Raw genomic sequence first — 23,182 nt, forward strand, 5'->3', positions numbered from 1 at the left:
TGAGAACGCTAGGAGTTGGAGTGCGCTCCAGGGCAAGGGCTTTCTCGGAATTAGGCCTGGCCGGTCTCGAATCGGGAGATCCTGCCGTCCTCACCGACCGTGAAGTCCCAGCGGGTGCGCATCTCGCCCCAGGCGTCGTTGCGGTAGTGGGCGAGCAGGGAACGGCCGCCGTTGGACTCGTTGTCGACGTCGAGATGGCCGTGGGAGGAGAAGATCTCCCGCTCGACCCACTCGTCGAGGTCACGGTCGCTGCCGTCGTCCGCCATGGTCGCCCCGGGCGCGAGCAGGGCCAGGAACGCCTCGCGGTCATGGGCGTTGACGGCGGAGACGAAGGCACGGACGGCCGGGTCGCTGAGCCTCGCGGTCTGAATCGTCATGCCAGCCAGACTCACACCGCTCCCCCGCACCCGCCACCCGAACGGCGGCGCGGGTTTTCCGGGCAGGTGTGAGCGGTGCGACGGTGGAAACGCGAGGGGGGTCTCTTTCCACTTCTGCTGGGAGTCATCGTGAGCGCTTACGACCGACGCGATCTGGGCCTGCTGCTGCTCCGGCTGGGAACCGGGGGTGTACTGGCCGCCCACGGCGCGCAGAAACTGCTCGGCTGGTTCGGCGGGGGCGGCCTCGAAGGGACCGGCCAGTTCATGGAGTCCGTCGGCTACGCGCCGGGCAAGGCCAGCGCCACCGCGGCGGGCCTGGCCGAGGCGGGCGGCGGCACGCTGCTGGCACTGGGTCTGGCGACCCCGGCGGCGGGTGCGGCGGCGGCCGGCGCGATGGCCGGAGCGTCCGCGGTACATGCACCCAACGGCTTCTTCAACACGGGCGGCGGCTACGAGTACGCGGCAACGCTGGGACTTACGGCGGCCGGTCTCGCGGTGACGGGCCCGGGGCGCCTCTCCCTGGACCACGCGCTCGGCCACACGGTGAACCGGGGGTGGATGGTGCCGGTGGCGCTCGCGGCGACGGGGCTGGTGACCGCGGCGGTCGTGGGGGCGCGGGGGCGGCGGCTGCGGGAGAAGGAGGGTGCGGGCGACGACGGGCAGGCGTCGCTGTTCGAGGAGGAAGAGGCGTTGTTCGCGGAGTAGCGGAGTAGCGGAGTAGCGGACCATGGGAACCTGCTCCGCATGAGTGAGCACGACTCGTCCCGCGAGGACCTGTGGACATCCGTCGACGCCCTGTGGAGCTGGCTGGAGAGGGACCAGCCGGTGAACGGCCGCGAGGGTCTCCTGCTGCGCATGCTGAAACTGTCCGAGGAGGTCGGCGAGGTCTCCGAGGCGGTCATCGGGGCGATCGGCCAGAACCCCCGCAAGGGCGTCAGCCACACCTGGGACGACGTGCAGGGCGAGCTGTGCGACGTGGTGATCACGGCACTGGTGGCGCTGCGCACGCTGACACCGGATACGCGGGAGGTCTTCCATCGCCATCTGAGGGGGGTGACGGAGCGTTCGCTGGGGAACGGGGCCGTGTGACTCCGTCACCCGGTCGGCCTACGTCCCGGGCTCCCCGCGCCGCCCCGCTCCTCGGACGATGAACGGACGACGGCGGCGGTCGGAGGAGCCCCATGAACGACACCCCGGCCTACTTCGCAGACTAGGACTACGCAGCCCGCTGCACGGCTACCGCCCCGCCGCGACGACGGTGCCTCACCCTCCTCGTCCTCACCCCCGGCACCGAACCCGCCTGCTGGTCCCGTCCCTCGAACGGCCTCCGCATCGGTCTCGACCTCGCCGGTTTCATCCCCTTCGGTGACCTGGCGCGCGTCGGGAAGGTGGCGAAGGGAACGCTCACGGCGCGTGGTTACGAAGCGGTGGTCGGCGCGAAGGATCTTCACGCGGAAGGGCGCCCGTCTTGTCACGGAGGATGTCCAGTACGCGTCCGAGAAGTTCCACGAGAGCGTCGAGGGGCGCGTAGTGCCGCCGGGGAGTTCGCCAACCGCGCAGCCGCCGTAAATCCCTTCGGCTGAGCAGGTCGGCACCTTCCGACCTGCGTCAACGGCGGCCGTATCCTCTACATCCTCTACGCATGTACGAATGACCTGATCGAACGAGCGCATCCGTATCTCACCCGGAGTCCGAGAGCAGAATGCACCCCACTCCTCAGGAGCAGCCCTCTTCGGCCTTCTCCGTGCCGATGCAGTCGCCACAGACCCGATACACGTTCGTGGTCAAAGCGAACAGCCCTGTCCCCGCAGTTTCTCAGCGCGATGTCGAGATGAGTTCGACGATCCAGCTGACGGATGCTCAGCGTGAGGCCGCCCCCGCGGCGGAGGTCTTCGAGCGGCGGACGACGGAGCGGTGGAGTCGCCGGTCTCCGATTCCCTTCTGGATCCACGGCGGAGGCGGGGGTGGGCTGATGTGCTCGATCCAGCCGGCCGGCCCGGACGTCCACGACGTGTACGCCGCCGACGGCACACCACTCGCCCGCATCACACGGCGCACAGGCCGGTTCCTCCCCTGGCCTCGCCGTATCCGGTGGACCGTACAACTCAGCGGCGCGCCAAGGGCCTTCACGGGGAAGGTCGGGAGCGGGCAGACCTGGCTGCTGTACGTCCTGACCTCTCCGCTCTGGCTGCTCTTCTTCCTCTTCATGCTGGTCTACTCACTGTTCGAGGGCGACACGACCGACACCGGCCTCGACGGCCCGACCCGTACGCGGTGGCGCATGGCTGGAGCCGGCACGGCTTTGGACTACCGGGGAATCAACAAGATCTACCACTACGAGCCCCAGCAGCTGGACGTCCGCGTCGCCTATGCCCAGGCGGTGCTGCATGCGTGGGAGCGGGTGCTCTGATCCGGGCGCGCGGAGGGCATGGCAGGGGCAGCCGCATCCGGTGCAACTCGTCGTGCAGGTGAGATTGCTGGACGAGACGTTCCCAGCCGCCTGGGAACGTCTTGCAGTGCGTCTGCTCATCCTCAGCTGGGACGAACGCCGCGACGATACGCAGGAACGGATACTGGCCGCGCGGCCCTACGCCTGCCGAGGACCAGCCTCGGTCCAGCTACCGGCGAGCCTCCCGGCTTCCAGGTGACTGCCGCATTCCGGGCACCTGGCTCAGCAGTGCGCGGGCGATGGGGCCCCCCCGGCCCCTTCAGGCGAAAGGCGTGGGCGGACTCGGTAGGACAGAAGCCGGCCGCGTGCCAGGGCCTGATCGAGGAGATGTCCGAGCCAACTCATCGATCAGTTGCGCAAGCGGCGTACCCAGAACCTCCTACGACTCCGGGTCCGGCCGAGGCCGTGTTCCCGCCGGGCTGCCCAGCCCCAGCCGTGTGAGGAACCGCTGCAGGGTGAAGGCCGCCATGCCGAGGGCCACGGCGTTGCCCGGGACCTGGGACGGCTCCACGGTGAGGCCCTGCAGGGAACCCGGCATGACATGGTCGGGGAGTTCGGCTCGCACGGCGGGGACGAGCCACCGGGCCAGGGCCGTGGAGGTCCAGCCGGTGAGAGTGACGCTGGGGATGTTGAGCAGGTTCACCAGGTCGCCGAGGGCCGCCGCGAGGTAGCGCGAGGTGCGCAGGGCCAGTTCCTTCAGCGCAGGGTCGCCCGCGTCGAGACCGTCGGCGACCGCCTCGACGAAGTCGCGCTGCCGTGGCTGTCCGAGCGTGGGGTGGTCCGGGTCGATCTCGGCGAGCGTCGTATGCAGACCGGGGGCGCCGAGGTACGCCTCCACACAGCCACGCCGGCCGCACCGGCACGGTCTGCCGTCCAGCCGGAGGAGCGTGTGGCCCCATTCCCCGGCATTGTTGGTGGCGCCGCGCACCAGTGACCCGTCGATGGCGATGCCCACGCCGACACCGGTGCCGAGGTTGACGACGGCCATGCTGTCGACGACCCGCCCGACACCGAACCACATCTCTGACAGGACGACCGCCTTGAGCGGGTTGTCGACGTACACGGGGACCGGGAGCACCTTCTCCAGCAGCTCCTCGATGTGCACGTCGTGCCAGTCCCAGTTCGGCGCGAAGACCGAGACGCCGGCGTCGGGATGGACATGCCCCGGCATGCTGACACCGACGCCGAGGATGCGCTTCTGCTCGACTCCCCCGTCCGCCACGGCCGCCTCGATCGCGCGAACGATTCCGTCGACGACGTACGAGGGGTCGTTCTCGTGCTCGTCGAGTGCGACCTCGCCATGCGCGAGCACACCGAGTTCGAGGTCGTACACCGTGGCGTCGACGTATGTCTCGGCCACGTCGACGCCGACGATGCGGCCGCGCTCGGGGTCGATGGTGAGCCGCTCCTGCGGCCGTCCACCGGTGTTGTTCTCCACGGTGGCGACGCGCAGGACACCTTCGGAGAGGAACTCTGTGACGATGGTCGCCACGGTCGCCGGGCTGAGTCCGGTGTGCCGGGCGAGCTCCTGCCGGGTGGAAGGCCCGAGTTCGAACAAAGCGTGCAGAACCTCGAAACGGTTCTCGCTCCGGAGATCCCGGGCCGTGCGTCGCGCCACCGCGCTCCCTCAGTCGTCTGGACACTCCAGCCGCAGTGTACGGAGCTCCGGATTGCCCGGTCCGGCGGTGCCCCGCACCAGCAGGGTGAGGCCGGACCAGCCTGGCGGTATCCATAGTATGTTCGAGTCTCCGCCGGAGAAGGCGGGCCTGTCGCCGGCCCAGACCCGGCCCAGGCACTCCCCCGCGGCCCATCCGGTCACGCGGATCTGCGTCCCGGCCGGCCGCACCGCGAAGCCCTTGTCGGACGGCGGCAGTTGCGGCAGATCGACGTCGAGCCAGGCCTCCTCGCCCGGTTCCAGGGCCAGCGGCAGCCGGATGTCGTACCGCTCGAGGGCCGCGGGGTCGGCGGGGTCGGCGGGGTCGGCGGGGTCGGCCTCGGCAGCGAACCTCGTCAGTACGTCATCGTTCTGGACGGCGCAGGTCCAGTCCGTCACCGGTTCCAGGCCGAGCAGCTCGGCGCGCAGGCCCCCGCCGCTGGGGTGGTGCGGCAGCGTGACGGAGACCCGGTGGGTTCCCGCGGGGAGCAGGACCCAGGGGTCCTCGGTGTGGACGGTGCGCGGCTCGCCGTCGTCCACGCTCACCCGCACCGGCTCGACCACGCCCCTCAGGTGCAGCGCCGACGCGGTGGCCGACCGGATCTCGCGGCGGTAGGTGACGGGGATGCCGACCCGGGTGCTGCTCCAGCCGCCGAGCCCGCGGACGGGCGCGGGCAGGCCCGCCCAGTGGCCGTGCACCGCCCACAGCGCCGACACGTCCGTCACGTCCCGGACCGTCCACAACGACCCGAGCCCGCGCAGTGCCCCGAGTCGGAGGGCCGGCAACCGCGCGTCGTCGAAGTTCGCGTGCCCCCAGATCTCCACGACGGCCTCGACACCGACCCGGCCACCCGCTTCCCGGACGTCGATCCGCTGTGCCGCGCCGAACCCGGCGATCGTGGGATGCACCCGGCCACCGACCGACAGGTCGACGATGTCTGCGGCGCCGACGAGCAGCAGTTCGTCAACTCCCGTCAGATCAACGGTGGTTCGGTAGGCCCCACGCCCCCGATACACACCGAGTGCCTCCAGCGCGGGCGGCAGCTCATGGGCCCCGGCCGGCTCCTCGTGGGCCCCGGCCGCCCGCCGCCGGACGTCCCGTACCTCGACGGACGGCGCCGCACTCGGCAGGGGCAACGCGTCGGCCAAGCGCACCGTTCCGTCGCGCTCCGTCGCCCGCAGTCGTACGGCATCCCCCGGCGCCAGCGCGACAAGGGTCAGCCCCTCGAACGTCACCCGCTCGGGCGTGCCGACCGCCGGAGCCGGGATCTCGACCCGGTTGCCGCCGAGGACGACGGTGACCGGCACCTCGGAGGAGAACGTCAGCACACCCTCCGACGCGGCCACCAGATCCGCGGAGGCCAGGGTGAGCGTCCCGTCATGGCCCCACGGCCGCAGCGGCACGTCCGTCAGCATCAGCGGGCACGAGTCCGCGGCGACGGCGACCGGTACGCCGTTCACGACCGCCGTGCCCGGTGCCGTACCTGCCGTGCCTGCCGTACCTGCCGTGCCGAGATGCGGTACGGCGATGAGCTGCCCGCCTCCGTCGAGGTCCCGAGCCGAAGGTGAGGAGCTGGTGGGGAAGTCGGCGGTGACCGGCACGCGGGGCACGGACGAGCCGGCGAGTGCCAGCCGAGAGCCCAGAGCGTCGATCACGCGCGCGAGCAGCTGGGCCTGGGCGTACTCGGGGCGTTCGGCGCCGGTGGAGGAGACGTAGCCGCCGAAGTCGTAGCCGTGACTCATGAAGTTGCCGGGGGCGCCCCAGTTCCCGGTGGACGGGGTGTACCCGAAGTTCCAGCCGGACGACTGGAGATAGGGCGCGATCAGCGAGGCGCCGCTCGCCAGGAGCCGCCGCAGTGTGCGGTGACGGCGGTTGGTCTCGGTGATGAGCAGGGGCAGGTCACGGTCGGCCAACACCTGTGCGTATCGCCGGACTTCGGGCTCGATGTCCGGGGAGTCGTCGTCCGGGTAGAAGTTGCACGCGGGGATGACTCCGGGGACGTCTCCGGTGGCTCCCTCGATGTCGCCCTGTCCGGAACAGGCGATGAGGGGCACGGTGATGCCGTGACGCAGGGCCTGGTCGCGCAGGGCGGTCAGGTATCCGGCGCGGTCCTCACAGTCGAAGAAGTCGAGCTCGTTCTCCAACTGCACCATGATGACGGGGCCGTTGGCCGGGCACTGGCGCTCGGCGAGCAGCGGTAGCACCTGGTCGAACCATGCGGTGACCTGGGCGAGGAAGCGCGGCTCGTGCTGCCGTACACGGAGGTCGGGATCGAGACCCAGCCAGGCCGGCAGCGCGCCGCCGTCCCACTCGGAGCAGATGTACGGTCCGGGGCGGGCGATGACGTACAGTCCGGTCTCCTGCGCGAGGTCCAGGAAGGCGGCGACGTCGCGCCGGCCCTCGAAGGACCAGCGGCCGGGCGCCAACTCGTGGAAGTTCCACGGCAGGTAGACGTCCACGCAGGTGTATCCCGAGTCCCGGACCTGTTCGAGCCGGGCGCGCCACTGCTCCCGCGGCAGGCGGAAGTAGAACAGGGACGCGCACAGCACGACACGCTCGGTGCCCTCGATCCGGATGCCGCGCGCATCCAGGTCGACGCCGGTGCCCGCGATGGTTGAGTGGCTCACTTGACTCCCGCGCTTCCGCCGCTGATGTCCATTTCGTACAGGTACCGCTGGCCCAGGTAGTAGACGGCGATCATCGGCAGGGTGAGCAGGATCGAGCCGACCATCACCAGGTTCCACGGCGGCGGCTGGCCCGCCACGGCCGTTGTGGTGATGTACTGCACGCCCAGCGCCAGCGGCATCTTCGAATCATCGTTGAGGTAGATCAACGGCCCCATGAAGTCACCCCAGTTGTAGGTCAGGGTGAAGATGCCGATCGCGATCAGCACGGGCCACAGCATCGGGAGCATGATGCGCCGGTAGATGCCGAAGAACCCGAGCCCGTCGACCATGGCGGCCTCGTCGAGCTCGCTGGGCAGGCGGGAGACGAACTGCCGTACCAGGAAGACGTTGAAGGCGTTGGAGAAGAAGTTCGGCACGATCAGCGGGAGGTAGGTGTTCACCCAGCCCAGGTCCTTGAACAGGATGAACTGCGGAATCATCGTGATCTGTGTCGGGATCATCATCGTCGCGATGACGACGAGGAACATGACGTTCTTGCCGGGAGCCCGAAGACGCGCGAACGCATAGCCCACGAGTCCACTCGACACCATCTGGCCGATGACCGAACCGAGGGCGATGAGCAAGGAGTTGACGAGGAACCGGCCCATCGGCAGGTCGCCTTCGAAGACCTTGGTGAAGTTCCGCCACTCGAACTCGTGCGGGAAGATCGTGAACGCGTTGGTGGTCACGGTGTGGTCGGTCGACAAGGCGATCGACACGGCGAACACCAGCGGCACGGACAGCACCGCCGAGACGATGATCAGGGTCGCGTAGGTGAACGGGGTCGCCTTGAAGACGCCGAGAACGCGACTCGTACCGCCCCCGGGCTCCTCATCCTTGTCGGCCTGGCCACCCTGTTGGGGTGCGACGGTGGGTGCGAGGGTCGCCATCACTTCACCTCGGTCTCGTAGAACACCCAGCGGCGGGTGGTGCGGAAGGCCAGCAGGGTGAACACCAGGATCACGGCGAACAGCAGCCACGAGATCGCCGAGGCGTAGCCCATGTGGTAGTAGGAGAAGGCCTGGTCGAAGAGGTAAGGCACCATCGTCTGGCTGGCGTTGTAGGTGCCGGGCTGGGAGGCCTTCGGCATGAGGATGTACACCTGCGAGAAGACCTGGAAGGCCGCGATGAGCCCCATCACCAGGTTGAAGAAGATGACCGGGGTCAACTGCGGAACCGTGATGGACCAGAACTGCCGCACCGGCCCCGCGCCGTCGATCTCGGCGGCCTCGTACAACTCCCGCGGGATGCCCTTCATGGCGGCGAGCAGCAGGACGGTCGCGCTGCCGGCGCCCCACACGGACAGCAGGATCAGCGCGTACTTCACCCAGGACGGGTCCAGCAGCCACTGCGGCCCCTTGATCCCGACCCACCCGAGGACGTCGTTGAGCGGGCCGGACGGGGCGAGCACGACCCGGAAGGCCAGCGACGCGGCGACCAGCGGGACGAGTGTCGGCAGGTAGATCAGAGTGCGGAACAACTTGCGGGCCCGGACCTGCTTGTTGAGCAGATTGGCCAGCCACAGCCCCACGAGCAGCCCCAGCGGAACAGAGACCGCTGCGTAGAAGAGGGTGTTCCCGAGGGCCTTCCAGAAGATGGGATCGTCGGTCAGCAACTTGGTGTAGTTGTCCAAGCCGACCCACTTGGGCGGGGTGAAGGAGTCCCAGTCCGTCATCGAGAAGTAGATCGAGGAGATCATCGGCCCGAGCAGGAACGCGAGGAACCCGATCACCCACGGTGAGACGAAGACGTAGAACCAGAGCGCCTCACGGCGCCGCAACCTCGACATGGCCATGGGCGGTCATCCCGCGGACTTGATGATGGACTCGAGGTTCTTCTGGAGCGCGGTGAGCGCCTTCTTGGCGCTGCGCTCCTTGCCGAGCCAGAAGTCGGCCGTCGCGGTGTCGATGGCCGCGAGCATCTCGTTCCACTCGGGGATGAACGGTGCCTTGAAGAGGAACTCGCTGGACTCGGCGAACACACCCATGTTCACGTCCGACTTCATCCAGGCGGGCTTGAGGAACGCCGCGCTCTTCTGCACCTCGAGGTTGGCCGGCACGTCCTCGGCGGCGGCGATGATCTGCTGCTGGGCCGCGGGCGAGGTGAGGAAGTCGATCGCCTTGAAGGCGTTGTCGGGGTTCTTCGCGGTACGGGAGATGGCGAGACCGCTGCCGAAGGAGGCCACGGCCTGCTTCTTGCCGCGCCACATCGGCGCGATGTCCCACTCGAACTTGGACTCCGCCTGGCCGGCGATGGCCCAGAACCCGGTGGCGTTGACCGCGACCGTGCCGGCCGCGAAGGCCTGGTCACCGCCGACGTCCGTGCCCATGTCGGCGTACTGCGCCTTCGTCGGCACCACGCCGTGCTTGAAGGTCAGGTCACCGACCCACTGCAGCGCCTCGACGACCTCGTCGCTGTCCGCGGTCGGCTTCCCGTTGGCGTCGATGATGGCGCCACCGTTCTGGTACGCCATGCTCCACCACTGCGGCCACCAGCCGGCGCCTCCGTAGCCCCAGGTCTTCCCCTTCTCCGTCAGCTCCTTGAAGGCATCGAGGGTGTCGTCCCAAGTCCAGTCGGCGGTAGGAGCCTTGATGCCCTTCTTCTCGAAGAGGGTCTTGTTGTAGTAGACGATCATCGCGCCGGACCGGTCCGGTATCGCGTAGAGCTTGTCCTCGTACGAGTAGAGCGACCCGATCGTCCCGAACCGCTGCGTCAGGTCCAGCCCCGCGCTCTTGGCGAGGTCGTCGAGCGGCCGAAGCTGGTTCTTGCTGGAGTAGACGTTGACGTTCTCGGCGACCTGCATGATGTCCGGGCCGTTGCCGCCCGCGATCATCGTCTGCACCTTCTGCGCGTACGACTCCGACGGGATCAGCTGGAGCTTGACCTTCAGCTCGGGGTACTTCTTGACGAGCAGGTTGATGCGCTTCTGGTACGTCGCCCGGTCGGTCTCCCCACCCCACACGGTCATCACCAGCGGGTCATCACTCGACCCGGCGCCGGAGCCGCACGCCGTGAGCGTGATGACCCCCGCCGCGACTCCGAGACCCAGAAAACCCCGACGCGAAAACTGCGCCCTGTCAACCGTCATGGCACTGCCCTTCCTTGAAGCATGCACACGCCGTGGAGACGCCCGGGTGATCAGGTCGGGCTTCGAATGGCGGTTAAACTAACCGTCGTTTTAAGTCGGAGGCAAGGGCTTGTTTCGTGCGAGTTTCAACTGGGTTCGGCGGGGGCGCTCGCGAATCCTCAGATAGGCGGGGTAGCCGTAGCCAAACATGACAATGGGCGCTGACCGGCCATTGGACCAGGTCAGGTCGCTGCGGTCTGCCTCGCGCTGTTGCTCATTCGCGTTACCTCCAGCCAGGTGAGCCGAGACGTCGAGGACCGACGCCTCGACGAAGAAGGAACTCGTGGGCAACGCGCTCAAGCACACAGTCGGCGGACCGGACTGCCTGCGGGTGGAGATCCACCGGGACGTGGCTGTATTGCGAGTCCATGACGCGGACGGGATGTCTCCAGAGTCCGGGCACGCTCTGCGGAGGAGTCGGTGGATGAGTTGACGGGCAGTGGTCTCGGACTGCTGCTCGTCGGGGAGTTGGCCTCCGCGTGGTCCGTCCGCCCGACCGCGATCGGCAAGGAAGTGGTCGTGGTTCTCGCCCTGGACGCCGGTGGGCTATCCGAGCGGGACGCTCTTCCGCACATCCCAGCGGTACGTCCGCCCCACACGGCAGAGTTCCACCAACTGGACGGCGGGCACGGAGAGTTCCATGGCAGGGCGACCCCGGAGGCTTGAGACCGCGTCCACTACCGGCGCTGCGGGGCGCCGACGGTTGTTGTACACGAGGCTCAGGTGCAGCCAGAAAACGGACGTCGGCTTCTTCGGGTCCAGACCGACGCTGCTCGACTGGCTACGAGCGGAACTCGGCGAGCGAGACTCCACCTGACGCCCCCCTCCACCGCCCCCTCCCCGTGATCGACTCGCTCACCTAGGATGGCGAGCAACATCTCAGCGGCCCGACGGGCTTCCTGATCCGCCTGCGCGGCGGCCAGCACAGGACATGCCCCCACCCGCACGAGTCTTCTTCGTGCTGCATGGGGGCGTTTTCTTGCTGTTCCGTGAGTCCGCGGCGTCCGTGGCCGCCCGCATCCTCGAAGGGTCGCTGGCGCTGCATCTGACCGAGAACTTCCGTCACCAGCACGGCCGGAGGCCCGCACAGGCGGAGATACGGTCCTGGGAACGCAGCCTTCCCGCCCTCGTGAACGCGCTCATCGAGGCCGGGCTCGACGAAGTGGAGGTCCTCGTCGAGTACAGCTTGCCCCTGACCAGCAAGCGCGCGGACGCCGTACTCGCCGGTGTGCACCCGACCACAGGCGAGCCGTCGTACGTCGTCGTGGAACTCAAGCAGTGGAGCGCGGCCTATCCGGAGGAGGACGAGCCGCTGCTGTGCCGGATCGACGCGTACGCGCAGCCCGTCCTCAACCCGATCGAGCAGGTACGGGGCTACTGCGAGTATCTGCATTCGTTCAACGGTGCGTTGGAGCGGATGCCCAACTCGCTGGCCGGCGTGGCGTTCCTGCACAACGCGACCGAGTTCCAGATCGCTGGTCTGAGGAACGTCGAGGAGAACCAGTACGGTCGGATGTACACCGGGGAACAGCGCGGCGCCTTCCTCGACTTCCTGCGCTCGCGGCTCGCCGCGAAGCCCGGCGCACACGTGGCCGACGTACTGCTCGACGCCAAGGTACGGCCGTCGAAGCAGCTGATGTCGGTAGCGGCAGCCGAGATCCGCGACCGCGAGCAGTTCGTGCTCATCGCCGAGCAGCGGGTCGCGTACGAGAAGGTGATGTCCGCCGTCCGCAAGGCCAAGCGCGGCAACCACAAGCAGGTGATCGTGGTGACCGGCGGTCCCGGATCCGGCAAGAGCGTCATCGCGTTGTCGGTCCTGGGTGAGCTGTACCGCCGCGGCGTACCCGCGCTGCACGCGACCGGATCCGCGTCGTTCACCAAGACGATGCGCAGGGTCGCGGGTCACAAGAAACGTGAAGTGCAGCAGCTGTTCATGTACTTCAACAGCTTCATGGACGCCGAGCCCAACGACCTCGACGTGCTGATCTGCGACGAGGCCCACCGTCTACGGAAGACCTCCGCCAACCGCTACACCAAGGCGGCACTCCGCACCGGACGCCCCCAGGTGGCGGAACTGATCGACGCGGCCAGGGTCCCCGTGTTCCTGCTCGACCAGCACCAAGTGGTGCGCCCCGGCGAGATGGGAACCAGGCAGGAGATCGAACGGGCCGCCGCCGCGGAGGGCCTCGACTGCACGGTGGTGGAACTGGACGGCCAGTTCAGGTGCGGCGGGAGCGACGCCTACGAGAAGTGGGTCGTCGACCTGCTCGGCCTCGACGGCGGCACACCCACCCAGTGGGAGCCCGACGGCAAGCTGCAACTACTGACCGCCGAGACCCCTCAGGAGCTGGAGGACTTCCTCGTCGCGCGCCGGGAGGAGGGCTACGGCGCCCGCATGTCGGCCGGCTACTGCTGGAAGTGGACCACGAAGATCACACCCGACATGACGACACTCCCCGAAGATGTCGTGATCGGCCAATGGTCCCGCCCCTGGAACCTCTACGGCGACCGCTCCGCCCTCGGCGCACCACCTGCCCCCCTGTGGGCCACCGACCCGGCCGGCTTCGGCCAGGTCGGCTGCGTCTACACCGCGCAGGGCTTCGAGTACGACTGGTCGGGCGTGATCATCGGCCCCGACCTGGTCTGGCGAACGGACCGCTGGGTCGTAGACCGCTCGGCATCGAAGGACCCGTCCTTCACGAAGGCCACCCCGGACGACGACGTCGACCAGCTCATCCGCAACACGTACAAGGTGCTGCTGACGCGGGGAATGGTCGGGACAATCCTCTACTCGACGGACGCGGAGACCCGCGAGAAGCTGCGGTCGCTCATTCATCCGGCATCTCGGGCCGAGGTGCCGGAACTCGTGTAGTTCGGTGTGCGTGAGAGGTGCTCAGCTGGTGGCACCGGGATTGCGTGATCACTGGCTGCCCGTGAGGTTCGTCCGGTGTCAATGCCGTCTCATACGAGGCGGTGCGCTTCCGGACGACGCCCTCATGCGGCCAGAACCTGGGCAGGGCCCTTCAGTCCCACCCAGGTTCGGCGGCCACCCCGGCAACGCACCTGCTTCCCAATCGCCGACCTCCGCACGTTCCATCCCGGCGCAAGCAGCTCGACTAGGCCCAGCCCACGCCCGCCCTGTGCTTGCGCGCTATCGAGGGGCGTAGCCCGGCTCATCGGCAGCGCGCCGGGGTCCGGGTCGTGCACGTTCACCGCGACGCCGTGCGCCGTCACGTACACCTCGACCACGAGCGGTACGTAATCGCCGTAGGCACGCACCGAGTTGCCGACGAGCTCTGAGAGGACGAGTTGCGCAGAGTCGACGGTCTCGTCCTCGATGCCCCGAGCCAACAGTTCGGCGCGGGCCAACTGCCGTACAGCGCAGAGATTCTGGGGTGAAGCGCAAATGTGAGCGGCGAAGCCGTGGGGGCGAGGACGGAGGTAAAAACCGAGGTCGGTGGGGTGAGTGGTGATGCGTGTGCGGTGGTACCGAGGAGCGCTGGGTGAGCAACGAGGGGCGGAGTGGGGTGCATGTCGCTTGGCCTCCGGGTTGGTTGACGGGGCTGCCCCAGCTTCAGCCCCAAGCACAAATTTCCCCCTAAGGTAGAAAACTTCCAACCCGAAGGAGTGAAGTTCTCGCTACGGTGTGCGATCTACGCGAAGGCGTTGCCAGACTCCCCACATGCCCAACTCACCACTCGTTCCGACCGTTCGACGCCGCCGACTGGGCGCGAGCCTGCGGCGCCTTCGCAGTGACGCAGGCATGACACTCGAGGCCGCTGCCGGCGCCATGGGCTGGAGGGCACCGAAGCTCTCGAAGATCGAGGGAGCCACCCAGTCGATCAGACCCGCAGACGTCGGGTCCCTGCTGAAGGTCTACGGAGTAGAAGACGCACAAGTAAGGGAGGCTCTAGCCGCCCTCGCGCGGGACGCCGGAAAGAAGGGGTGGTGGCAGACGTACAGCGCGATTGTCTCGCCTACCTATGCTGACTACATCTCCCTCGAATCGGACGCCGACACGATCTACGCATGGTCCCCTCTGGTCGTACCCGGCCTGTTGCAGACAGCCGCCTACGCACGCGAGACGATCGCCGGCGCGACGACATCACGCACACCGGAAGAGGTAGCCGCCCTGACAGAGGTACGGATGGCCCGGCAGTCCGTACTCTCCCGCCCGGGTACGGCTCCGGAGCTGTGGGCCATCGTCCACGAGGCAGCGCTGCACCAGCGCTTCGCCGAACGCCCTGCGATCATGCGTGAGCAGCTCCGGCGGCTGCTCGACGTTTCGGAGATGCCCAAGGTCACCGTGCAGTTGATGCCGCTGGACTCCACCGCGCACCCCGGCGTCGTGGGCGGCTTCACCCTGACTGGCTTCCCCCAACCGATGCCCTCCGTAGTGCTCTTGGAAAACCTCAGCGGCGCGACATACGTTGAGGGCGACGACGCGACGCCCTTCGCCAAGGCCTTCGAACGCATCCGCGCGACAGCGCTGCCCGTGGAGGACTCGCTCGCGAGAATCGCCGAGCTGGAAGAGGGCCACCGGAAGTGAACGACCCCAGGGCTGAGCTGCACGCATACGACCTCACCGGGGCGATATGGCGGAAAGCATCCGCCAGCGGCGCGGAACACGACTGCGTCGAGGTCGCAGGACTCCCCTACGGCGCAAGGGCCGTCCGCGACTCCAAGAACCCCAGCAGCGAACCCCTCCGCTTCACGGCCTCGGAGTGGGCTGCCTTCCGCTGGGGCGTCATCTCCGGAGAACTCTGACTCACGCCGAAGCGGACGGCGGTCTCCAGGAATCACTCAGGGGCCCGAGCCGCGATGGGGATCAGGCCTCTGACCCGGTATTTCAGCGTCGGCATGACGGGATGTGAACCTACGACCTCTTCGTCCCAAAGGACGGGCGACCGGTGAGCGAGGTCCACCAGGTCATCACTGCGGATAAGGCCGCCTACCCGGGGCCCTGCTGTGCCGTGTCCTGCGCGTGGTCCGCTCCTCGTTCACGCCTGGCTGGAGGCGGAGAGAAGGTCCTGTCCTGCCATCCGCCACCCCCCGACCAAACCGCAGAACGCGGCTCTGACCTAGGGAAACAAAGAGCGGCAGACGAGCCGAACTGTACGCCGGGCACAGCTGCAAGGCATGTGAAGCGGCCGCTGAGCTGCGCGGCCGTTGCGCGTGACCAGAGGCCGTGCCCCTCGCGTGCATACCGGCCGGAGCAGGCTCGGCTTCGAGGACAGGTACCGGCAGTCCCCCGGATCCGCGACCAAGGACGGGCGGCCGAGGAACTCATCGAGCAAGCCGGGCTCTATGCGGCTTGCAGGGGTCAGGCCCTCGGCCGGACCACGCAAAGCCCCGTCAAGCAGTTCGCATGCCGCTAGGTCGCTTGCAGCCACTCCGCCCCGCAGCCCGGTCCGTGCCCCTGCACGCCAGTCGCGTCCTCATCTCCGCACGCCGGTCCCCGCCTCGCCCCCGCACGCCGGTCCCCGCCTCGCCCCCGCACGCCAGCCGCAGGCCGCTCACGACCGGCCCGGAACCGCCGCTCGCGACCTGCCCGGAACCGCCGGCCTGACACCGCGAAGCCCTCATGCCGGCACCCGCGCGTCTCGCCGGGTCCGCCATCGCGAGCGCGCCGCCCCGGCCGCTCGGGGAGATCTTGACGGACGTGCGTGCGGACCCCGTTTCCTGAAATCGCCCCGCTCCGTGCGACGGACCCGCCGCCCTGGCACGTAGAGCAGATGACATCAGTTCACCGGGAGGGGAGCACGACGTGGCAGGGCACAGAGTCAGAGGCGCCAGGGGTACGGCGATCGCGGCGGCGACCATGGCGGTTCTGACCGCGTCACAGGCGCCGGCGGCGCTTCCGGCACGGGCCTCCGTACCCCCGCGGCAGGCGGCCGCCGAGCACGGGCCGAGCGTGTCGGGCGACACCCGGTACCGCACCGAGCTCCCGCCACTGCGGACCCGGAAACGCAAGGGCGGGGCGCCGGTGGCGGGCGCCGCGCTGCCGGTGAGCGTGTTCGCCGCCTACCGGCAGGCCGAGGCAGAGCTCGCGCGCACCGCGCCCGGCTGCCGGCTGCGGTGGCAGTTGCTGGCCGCGATCGGCCAGGTGGAGTCCGGGCAGGCGCGTGGCGGTCGGGTGACGGCGGACGGTACGACCGTGGCGCCGATCCTCGGGCCGCGACTGGACGGCGGCCTCTTCGCCGTCGTGCGGGACACCGACGGGGGCGCGTACGACGGGGACCCGGCCTACGACCGGGCGGTCGGACCGATGCAGTTCATCCCGTCGACCTGGGTTCGCTGGGGCGCGGACGGCAACGGCGACGGGCGGGCCGACCCGAACAACGTCTTCGACGCGGCGCTCGCCGCCGGGCGCTACCTGTGTGCGGGCGGGCGAGACCTCTCCGACCCGGCCGAACTGGACCGGGCGGTCCTCGGTTACAACCACTCGCAGGACTATTTGCGCACGGTCAGGGCCTGGTACGCGTACTTCCTGGAGGGGCACCGGGTGGTGCCGGACAGCTCCGCGAAGGCGTCGACACGCCCCAAGCCGTCGCGGCCGAAACCCACGCCGGAGCCGACATCGTCCCCCTCCCCCAGCGCCTCCCCGTCCCGGACTCCGTCCGCGCCTGACTCGCCGGCCCCCACCAGGTCACGTCCGGCGGGCGGGGCCGAGAGGACCGAGGAGCCCCAACTCCCCCCGCCCGGCACGGACATCGAGCTGCCCGGCGACGATCTGCTGCCCAGCGACGGTCCGCTGACCAGCAACAATCTGGATTTGATGACCTCCTCCCCCTCCCCAACCGCGGATACTGGGCGGTAATGTCGCCACCCGCCGGACGGCACAGGACCGGCGGGTGAGCGCAAAGGGGCCCTCATGGCGACGGACATGCCGGACATGCCTGCTGAGATACAGGCGGCCCACGACCGTTGGCAACGCATGTGGAGTCACCGCGAGCAACTGCTCAAGGTGGCCCGGCGCAGGTCGATGAGCCCGGAGGACGCCGAGGACGCGGTGCACGAGGCGATGCTGCGCGCCGCGGAGCGCCCCGACCTGGACGACGAGCGCCTCGGCGGCTGGCTGACGACTGTGACCGTGCGGCTGTGCGTCGATCGATACCGCCAGGTCAACCGTGAGACCGAGGTACACCGCAGCCCCACACTCGCCGCGCCGGGTCCGGTGCCCGTCGAGGAGGCGGTGTGCGACCGGGCCGAGGCCATGTGGCTGGCCGTGCGCAGCGGGGAACTGCCCGCGCGCCAGGCCGAGGCACTCCGGCTGAAGTCCGAGGACCTCGACGTCGGCCAGGTCGCCGTGCGCATGGGGCTGAGCTACCGCACCGTCGAGTCGCTGCTCGCCCGGGCCCGGCGCACGCTGCGCAACTCGCTGGCCGGAACGCTGGCGCTCGCCCTGTTCCTGTGGGGGCGCGGCAAGCTGCGCGCGGGCGGACACGCGCAGGCCGTGGTGGTGACCTCGACGGCCGCGACCCTGGTGGTGGCGGGGTTCGTGTTGCCGTACGTCCACGACGGGGGCGGGCAGGGCACAGCTCCCCGTCCCTCCGTGTCCCGCATGGCCCAGGCGACCACGCAGACCGTCCGGCCCGACAGCGTCAGCCGGGTCGCCGCCCCGAACGCCCGTGATCTCTCGGCCGCCTCGGCGTCTCCCGCAGCGACGCCGGCGGTGCCGCCCGGCGATCACGGCCGGTCGCTGCTGCCTCTGTCGGTGCCACCGCTTCCGGATGCCTCGCTGTCACCAGTGCCGTCCGTCCCCGACGTCCCCGGCGTGTCCGACCTGCCCAGCGTGCCCGGCCTCCCCGATCTGCCGGCCACGTCCACGGTCCCGACGACGCTTCCGTCCCTCCCGAAGGCTCCCGCCACGCCCCCCGCCCCGGCCGACGTACCGACCCCGACCGCGCTGCCATAGCACCGCCGGAAATGCACTGCCCTAGCACCGCCGGAAGAGCACTGCCGTAGAACCAGCGGAAAAAGCGCGGCCGCCGAGCCGCCGGAACCCCGGCTGCAAGACCCCCCGAAAAAAACCGCCTCCGTCGCGACGGACGCCCCGCCCCTCCCCGTAGAGCAGATGTCGGAGCTGCTCCACGGCCGAAGGGTGGACTGGATGGGTGTCGAGATCTGTGTGGAAGGGCTGACCAAGTCCTTCGGTCACCAGGTCATCTGGCAGGACGTCTCGCTGACGCTGCCCGCCGGGGAGGTATCGGTCATGCTCGGCCCCTCGGGCACGGGCAAATCGGTGTTTCTCAAGACGCTCGTCGGACTGCTGAAGCCGGAGCGGGGTTCCGTGAAGGTCGCGGGCCGGGACGTCACCAAGCTGCGCGAGCGCGACCTGTACGAGGTGCGGAAGCTGTTCGGGGTGCTGTTCCAGGACGGCGCGCTGTTCGGCTCGATGAGCCTGTACGACAACATCGCTTTCCCGCTGCGGGAGCACACCCGTAAGTCCGAGAGCCAGATCCGGCGCATCGTGCTGGAGAAGATGGACATGGTCGGGCTGATCGGTTCGGAGGGGAAGCTGCCCGGCGAGATCTCCGGCGGCATGCGAAAGCGGGCCGGTCTCGCCCGAGCCCTGGTCCTCGACCCCGAGATCATCCTCTTCGACGAACCCGACTCCGGCCTCGACCCCGTACGCGTCGCCTATCTCAACCAGCTGATCGTCGACCTCAACGCACAGATCAATGCGACCTTCCTGATCGTCACCCATGACATCGCCTCGGCCCGCCAGGTGCCGGACAACATCGGGCTGTTGTTCCGCCGTGAGCTGATCATGTTCGGCCCCCGCGAGAAGCTGCTGACCAGCGACGAGCCCGTCGTACGGCAGTTCCTGAACGGCCGGATGCAGGGCCCCATCGGGATGGCCGAGGAGAAGGACGCCGCGCAGGTCGAGCAGGAGCTGGCCCAGCTCGGCGACGGAGCGCACACAAAATCTCCCGGCAGCCAGACTCTGACTCCCCGCCTGCTGCCGGGACCAGGCATCACCAGGCCACCCCGCTGGGAGGCGATCGCGAGACGCGAGGCCGAGCTGCGCCAAAAGGCGGTGACCGGCGCATGAGGCTGTCACCGACCGGAGCCCTCAGACAATCCGGGAACCTCTTCGCGATGGCGCTGGACGTCGTCCGGACCATCCCCCGACGGCCCTTCCAGGCACGGGAGTTCATCCAGCAGGCCTGGTTCGTCGCGAGCGTCACGATCCTGCCGACGGCCCTCGTGTCCATCCCCTTCGGCGCGGTCATCGCGCTGCAGATCGGCAGCCTGACCCGGCAGCTGGGCGCCCAGTCCTTCTCCGGGGCCGCCTCGGTCCTCGCGGTGTTGCGGGAGGCCTCACCGATCGTCACCGCCTTGCTGATCGCGGGCGCCGGCGGCACGGCGATCTGCGCGGACCTCGGGGCCCGGAAGATCCGCGAGGAGATCGACGCGATGCAGGTGCTGGGCATCGACCCCATCCACCGGCTGGTCGTTCCGCGGGTCCTTGCGTCGATGGTGGTGGCGGTGCTGCTCAACGGCCTGGTCTCGGTGGTCGGCGTCGCGGGCGGCTACTTCTTCAACGTCGTCCTGCAGAACGGCACACCCGGCGCCTATCTCGCCTCCTTCACGACGCTCGCCCAGCTCTCCGACCTGTGGGCGGCGGAGATCAAGGCGCTGGTGTTCGGTGCGATCGCCGCGATCGTCGCCTCGTACAAGGGACTCACCGCGAAGGGCGGTCCGAAGGGTGTGGGCGACGCGGTGAACCAGTCGGTGGTGATCACCTTCATGTTGCTGTTCGTGACGAACTTCGTGATGACTGCCGTGTACTTCCAAGTCGTTCCGCAGAGGGGCTGAGTCATGGCGCTGCTGAATCGCCTGGAGGAACTGGGCAGCCAACTGTCCTTCTACGGCCGCTCGTTGGCGTGGACGGGCCGCACCCTGCGCCGCTACAAGAAGGAGATCCTGCGGCTGCTCGCCGAGGTGAGTTTCGGGCGCGGCGCCCTCGCCGTCGTGGGCGGCACGGTCGGCGTCATCGCCTTCCTGTCGTTCTTCACCGGCACGGAGGTGGGCCTGCAGGGGTATGCCGCGCTCAACCAGCTCGGCACCTCCAACTTCGTGGCGTTCCTCTCGGCGTACTTCAACACCCGGGAGATCGCCCCGCTGGTGGCCGGCCTCGCGCTGTCCGCCACGGTGGGCGCCGGGTTCACGGCGCAGCTGGGCGCGATGCGGATCAGCGAGGAGACGGACGCCCTCGAAGTCATGGGCGTCCCCTCCCTGCCGTTCCTGGTGACGACCCGGATGATCGCCGGCTTCGTCGCGGTGATCCCGCTGTACGTGGTCGGGCTGCTGTCCTCGTACTTCGCCGCCCGCACCATCACCACCGGCTACTACGGGCAGTCGGCGGGCACCTACGACCACTACTTCCAGCAGTACCTGCCGCCGGTCGACGTGCTGTGGTCCTTCGGGAAGGTGCTCGTCTTCGCCGTCCTGATCATCCTGGTGCACTGCTTCTACGGCTACTACGCGAGCGGCGGCCCGGCGGGCGTCGGCGTCGCCGTGGGCCGCGCCGTGCGCACCTCGATCGTCGCGATCAACGTCCTGGACTTCTTCCTGTCGCTCGCGATCTGGGGCGCCAACACAACCGTACGGATTGCGGGGTGAGCCGAATGAGGGTGCTGAGACTGCGGTTGTACGGCGTCGTGTTCCTCGCCGTGCTCGCGCTGCTGTTGTCGCTGTCGGTCGCCGTGTACCAGCAGGTGTTCACCCCGGCCGTACGGATCGAGCTGGAGGCCGACAGCCTCGGCAACCAGCTCGATCCCCGCGCCGACGTCAAGCTGCGAGGACTGCTGGTCGGCGAGGTGCGCGCGGTGCACGCCGACGGGACGAAGGCGACGCTCGACATCGCGCTCAAGCCGGAGTACGTCACGTACATCCCGTCCGACGTGCACGCGCGCCTGCTGCCCAAGACGCTGTTCGGCGAGAAGTACGTCGACCTGGTCGCGCCCGCGCGCCCCTCGGCCAGGCCCATCCGCGCGGGGGACGTCATCACCCAGGACCGCACCCGCGTCGGCATCGAGCTCCAGCAGCTGATGAACGACCTGCTGCCGCTGCTGCGGACCGTGCAGCCCGGCAAGCTCAACGCCACGCTCTCCGCGTTCGCCACCGCCCTCGAAGGGCGCGGCGACCGGATCGGCGCCAACCTCACGCGCGTGGGGGACTATCTGCACCGGCTCAATCCTCACCTGCCCTCCCTCACCGAGGACTTCGCACGCCTGGCCGACGTCGCCGAGGTGTACGGCGACGCGGCTCCCGACCTGATGGAGATCCTGCGCAACACCGTCACCACCAGCCGCACCATCGTCGAGCAGCGGGACCGGCTCGCGGCCGCGCTCACCACGACGGCCACCGCCGCGGCCACCGCGGACGACTTCCTCGACGCGAACGGTGACCGGCTGATCACCCTGGGCCGGGTCTCCCGCCCCACGCTCGACCTCTTCGCCCGCTACTCGCCCGAGTACCCCTGCCTTCTCGCCGGCCTGGTCCATGAGGAGCAGGCCTCCGAGCAGGCGTTCCGCGGCGGCAAGATGCACATCACGCTCGAAGTCGTCCGCCGGCAAGGGGCGTATGAACCCGGTGAGTATCCCCGCTACGACGACCGGTCGGGGCCCGACTGCCGCGACCTGCCCCATCCCCCGGTGCCCGCCCCCGGGGTCCACCTCAACGACGGTTCGGCGAAGGGCAGTTCGTCGGGTCCGGTCGGCGTCTCCGCCACCCGGGCCGAGCAGCGCTCCGTCGGCTCGCTCGTGGCGCCCGTCATGGGCGTACCCGCCGACGAGGTGCCGCCGGTCGCGACCCTGCTGTTCGGACCGATGGCGCGCGGAACGGCGGTGAGCGTCGCATGAGGACGTCAGGAGCCCGGCAGGCCGCCGCCCCGCTGATCAAGTTCAGCCTCTTCGCCCTGGTGACAATCCTGGCGACCGCCCTGCTCGCCGCCACCATCGTCAACATCTCCCTCACCCCCGAGCACACGTATCGCGCGGTGTTCAGCGACGTGACGGGCCTGGAGAAGGGCGACGACATCCGGGTGGCCGGGGTGCGGGTCGGCGAGGTCGAGGGCATCCGGCTCAAGGACCGGACGCTGGCGGAGGTCACCTTCACCGTCAGCGCGGAGCGTCCACTGCTGAACAGCACCGGCGCGGTCATCCGCTACCGGAACCTGGTCGGACAGCGTTACGTCGCCCTGACCGAGGGCGCGGGAGACGGCACCCTGCTGAGGCCAGGCGCCGCGATCCCGCTGTCGCGCACGCAGCCCGCGCTGGACCTCAACGCGCTGCTGAACGGCTTCAAGCCACTGTTCGCCGCGCTCAGCCCGCAGGACGTCAACCAGCTCGCCACCGAGATCATCCGGACTCTCCAGGGCGAGGGCGGCACCGTCAACAGCCTGCTCGCGCACACGGCTTCGCTCACCACGACCCTGGCCGGCCGCGACAGGCTGATCGGGTCGGTGATCGACAACCTCAACACCGTGCTGGAGACGCTGGACAAGCGTGACGCCCGCTTCTCCGGGCTCCTCAAGCAGCTGCGTCGGGTGATCTCGGGGCTGTCCGCCGACCGCAAGCCCATCGGACAGTCGCTGGTGGGCATCGGCGACCTGACGGACGCCACCGCGGGGCTGCTCAAGGACGCGCGTCCGCCCCTGAAGGACGACATCGCCGAGCTGACCGATCTCACCGGAACGCTCAACAAGAACGAGAACACCGTGGAGGGCGTCCTGAAGCGGCTGCCGAACAAGCTCAACGCGCTCACGGGGACGGCGTCCTACGGCTCCTGGTTCAACTTCTACCTCTGCGACTTCGACGGCCGGATCGTGCTGCCGAAGACGAAGCAGGTGCTCACACCGGAACTGCACGTGGCGAGGGCGAGGTGCGGCGCATGAC

21 protein-coding genes are annotated in these 23,182 nt (G+C 69.0%); 14 read left to right on the forward strand and 7 right to left on the reverse strand.

Annotated features, from left to right (window positions below; genetic code table 11):
- Positions 1–50 precede the first annotated feature (50 nt).
- Entirely contained in the window at positions 51–377 is a 327-nt protein-coding gene (locus ACGFWE_RS10835; protein ID WP_393599368.1) for a nuclear transport factor 2 family protein, read from the reverse strand.
- A 129-nt stretch (positions 378–506) separates the two neighbouring features.
- On the opposite strand from ACGFWE_RS10835, the gene ACGFWE_RS10840 reads away from it, so the two are divergent.
- From ACGFWE_RS10840 to ACGFWE_RS10850, 3 genes are all read left to right on the forward strand, one after another.
- Complete coding sequence (locus tag ACGFWE_RS10840) at positions 507–1,082, forward strand: DoxX family protein (protein ID WP_393599370.1); 576 nt, start codon at positions 507–509, stop codon at positions 1,080–1,082.
- A 39-nt stretch (positions 1,083–1,121) separates the two neighbouring features.
- On the forward strand, positions 1,122–1,466 hold the full coding sequence (locus ACGFWE_RS10845; RefSeq protein ID WP_393599372.1) for a MazG-like family protein: 345 nt from the start codon (positions 1,122–1,124) through the stop codon (positions 1,464–1,466).
- Between the two features lie 742 nt (positions 1,467–2,208).
- A complete protein-coding gene (locus ACGFWE_RS10850) occupies positions 2,209–2,787 on the forward strand; it encodes a hypothetical protein (RefSeq protein WP_393599374.1) in 579 nt (192 codons plus the stop codon).
- Positions 2,788–3,205: 418 nt separating this feature from the next.
- Here the strand turns inward: ACGFWE_RS10850 and ACGFWE_RS10855 are convergent, their stop codons facing one another.
- Genes ACGFWE_RS10855 through ACGFWE_RS10875 form a run of 5 tightly spaced genes read right to left on the reverse strand, consistent with a single transcriptional unit; the run spans position 3,206 to position 10,235 of the window.
- Complete coding sequence (locus ACGFWE_RS10855; protein ID WP_393599376.1) at positions 3,206–4,444, reverse strand: ROK family protein; 1,239 nt, start codon at positions 4,442–4,444, stop codon at positions 3,206–3,208.
- A gap of 9 nt (positions 4,445–4,453) precedes the next feature.
- Positions 4,454–7,108 carry a beta-galactosidase gene (locus tag ACGFWE_RS10860; RefSeq protein ID WP_393599378.1) on the reverse strand — a complete coding sequence of 885 codons (2,655 nt, stop codon included), beginning with the start codon at positions 7,106–7,108 and terminating at the stop codon, positions 4,454–4,456.
- Entirely contained in the window at positions 7,105–8,037 is a 933-nt protein-coding gene (locus ACGFWE_RS10865) for a carbohydrate ABC transporter permease (RefSeq protein WP_393599380.1), read from the reverse strand. Before ACGFWE_RS10865 ends, ACGFWE_RS10860 begins: the two co-directional genes overlap by 4 nt.
- Positions 8,037–8,942: a sugar ABC transporter permease gene (locus tag ACGFWE_RS10870; RefSeq protein WP_311714221.1), complete on the reverse strand. Its 906-nt coding sequence runs from the start codon at positions 8,940–8,942 to the stop codon at positions 8,037–8,039. The genes ACGFWE_RS10865 and ACGFWE_RS10870 overlap by 1 nt, the downstream gene beginning before the upstream one ends.
- Positions 8,943–8,948: 6 nt before the next feature.
- Positions 8,949–10,235 (reverse strand): ABC transporter substrate-binding protein, encoded by a 1,287-nt coding sequence (locus ACGFWE_RS10875; RefSeq protein WP_393599382.1) that lies wholly within the window; start codon positions 10,233–10,235, stop codon positions 8,949–8,951.
- A 459-nt stretch (positions 10,236–10,694) separates the two neighbouring features.
- On the opposite strand from ACGFWE_RS10875, the gene ACGFWE_RS10880 reads away from it, so the two are divergent.
- Complete coding sequence (locus tag ACGFWE_RS10880; RefSeq protein WP_393599384.1) at positions 10,695–10,940, forward strand: hypothetical protein; 246 nt, start codon at positions 10,695–10,697, stop codon at positions 10,938–10,940.
- Between the two features lie 313 nt (positions 10,941–11,253).
- Positions 11,254–13,146: a DNA/RNA helicase domain-containing protein gene (locus ACGFWE_RS10885; RefSeq protein WP_393599386.1), complete on the forward strand. Its 1,893-nt coding sequence runs from the start codon at positions 11,254–11,256 to the stop codon at positions 13,144–13,146.
- Between the two features lie 122 nt (positions 13,147–13,268).
- Here the strand turns inward: ACGFWE_RS10885 and ACGFWE_RS10890 are convergent, their stop codons facing one another.
- Positions 13,269–13,643 carry an ATP-binding protein gene (locus tag ACGFWE_RS10890; RefSeq protein ID WP_393599388.1) on the reverse strand — a complete coding sequence of 125 codons (375 nt, stop codon included), beginning with the start codon at positions 13,641–13,643 and terminating at the stop codon, positions 13,269–13,271.
- A gap of 313 nt (positions 13,644–13,956) precedes the next feature.
- On the opposite strand from ACGFWE_RS10890, the gene ACGFWE_RS10895 reads away from it, so the two are divergent.
- The 9 genes from ACGFWE_RS10895 to ACGFWE_RS10935 all read left to right on the forward strand — a co-directional run bounded on the left by ACGFWE_RS10895 (position 13,957) and on the right by ACGFWE_RS10935 (position 23,181).
- A complete protein-coding gene (locus ACGFWE_RS10895; RefSeq protein ID WP_393599390.1) occupies positions 13,957–14,823 on the forward strand; it encodes a helix-turn-helix domain-containing protein in 867 nt (288 codons plus the stop codon).
- Positions 14,820–15,041, forward strand: a complete 222-nt coding sequence (locus tag ACGFWE_RS10900) for a DUF397 domain-containing protein (protein ID WP_352383245.1) — start codon at positions 14,820–14,822, stop codon at positions 15,039–15,041. Before ACGFWE_RS10895 ends, ACGFWE_RS10900 begins: the two co-directional genes overlap by 4 nt.
- A gap of 1,000 nt (positions 15,042–16,041) precedes the next feature.
- On the forward strand, positions 16,042–17,094 hold the full coding sequence (locus ACGFWE_RS10905; protein ID WP_393599392.1) for a lytic transglycosylase domain-containing protein: 1,053 nt from the start codon (positions 16,042–16,044) through the stop codon (positions 17,092–17,094).
- A gap of 54 nt (positions 17,095–17,148) precedes the next feature.
- Positions 17,149–18,192: an RNA polymerase sigma factor gene (locus ACGFWE_RS10910; RefSeq protein WP_393599394.1), complete on the forward strand. Its 1,044-nt coding sequence runs from the start codon at positions 17,149–17,151 to the stop codon at positions 18,190–18,192.
- A 195-nt stretch (positions 18,193–18,387) separates the two neighbouring features.
- Positions 18,388–19,332 (forward strand): ABC transporter ATP-binding protein, encoded by a 945-nt coding sequence (locus tag ACGFWE_RS10915; protein WP_393600188.1) that lies wholly within the window; start codon positions 18,388–18,390, stop codon positions 19,330–19,332.
- Positions 19,329–20,099 carry an ABC transporter permease gene (locus tag ACGFWE_RS10920; RefSeq protein ID WP_057614781.1) on the forward strand — a complete coding sequence of 257 codons (771 nt, stop codon included), beginning with the start codon at positions 19,329–19,331 and terminating at the stop codon, positions 20,097–20,099. Before ACGFWE_RS10915 ends, ACGFWE_RS10920 begins: the two co-directional genes overlap by 4 nt.
- Before the next feature lie 3 nt (positions 20,100–20,102).
- Positions 20,103–20,906, forward strand: coding sequence for an ABC transporter permease (locus ACGFWE_RS10925; protein ID WP_168490879.1), 804 nt, complete (start codon positions 20,103–20,105; stop codon positions 20,904–20,906).
- 5 nt (positions 20,907–20,911) lie between these two features.
- The gene (locus tag ACGFWE_RS10930; RefSeq protein WP_393599396.1) at positions 20,912–22,147 is read left to right on the forward strand and encodes an MCE family protein; all 1,236 of its coding nucleotides are present in this window, start codon (positions 20,912–20,914) and stop codon (positions 22,145–22,147) included.
- On the forward strand, positions 22,144–23,181 hold the full coding sequence (locus tag ACGFWE_RS10935; protein ID WP_393599398.1) for an MCE family protein: 1,038 nt from the start codon (positions 22,144–22,146) through the stop codon (positions 23,179–23,181). The genes ACGFWE_RS10930 and ACGFWE_RS10935 overlap by 4 nt, the downstream gene beginning before the upstream one ends.
- Position 23,182 lies beyond the last annotated feature (1 nt).

The sequence above is a fragment of the Streptomyces sp. NPDC048523 genome, from assembly GCF_043199815.1.
GTDB lineage: Bacteria > Actinomycetota > Actinomycetes > Streptomycetales > Streptomycetaceae > Streptomyces.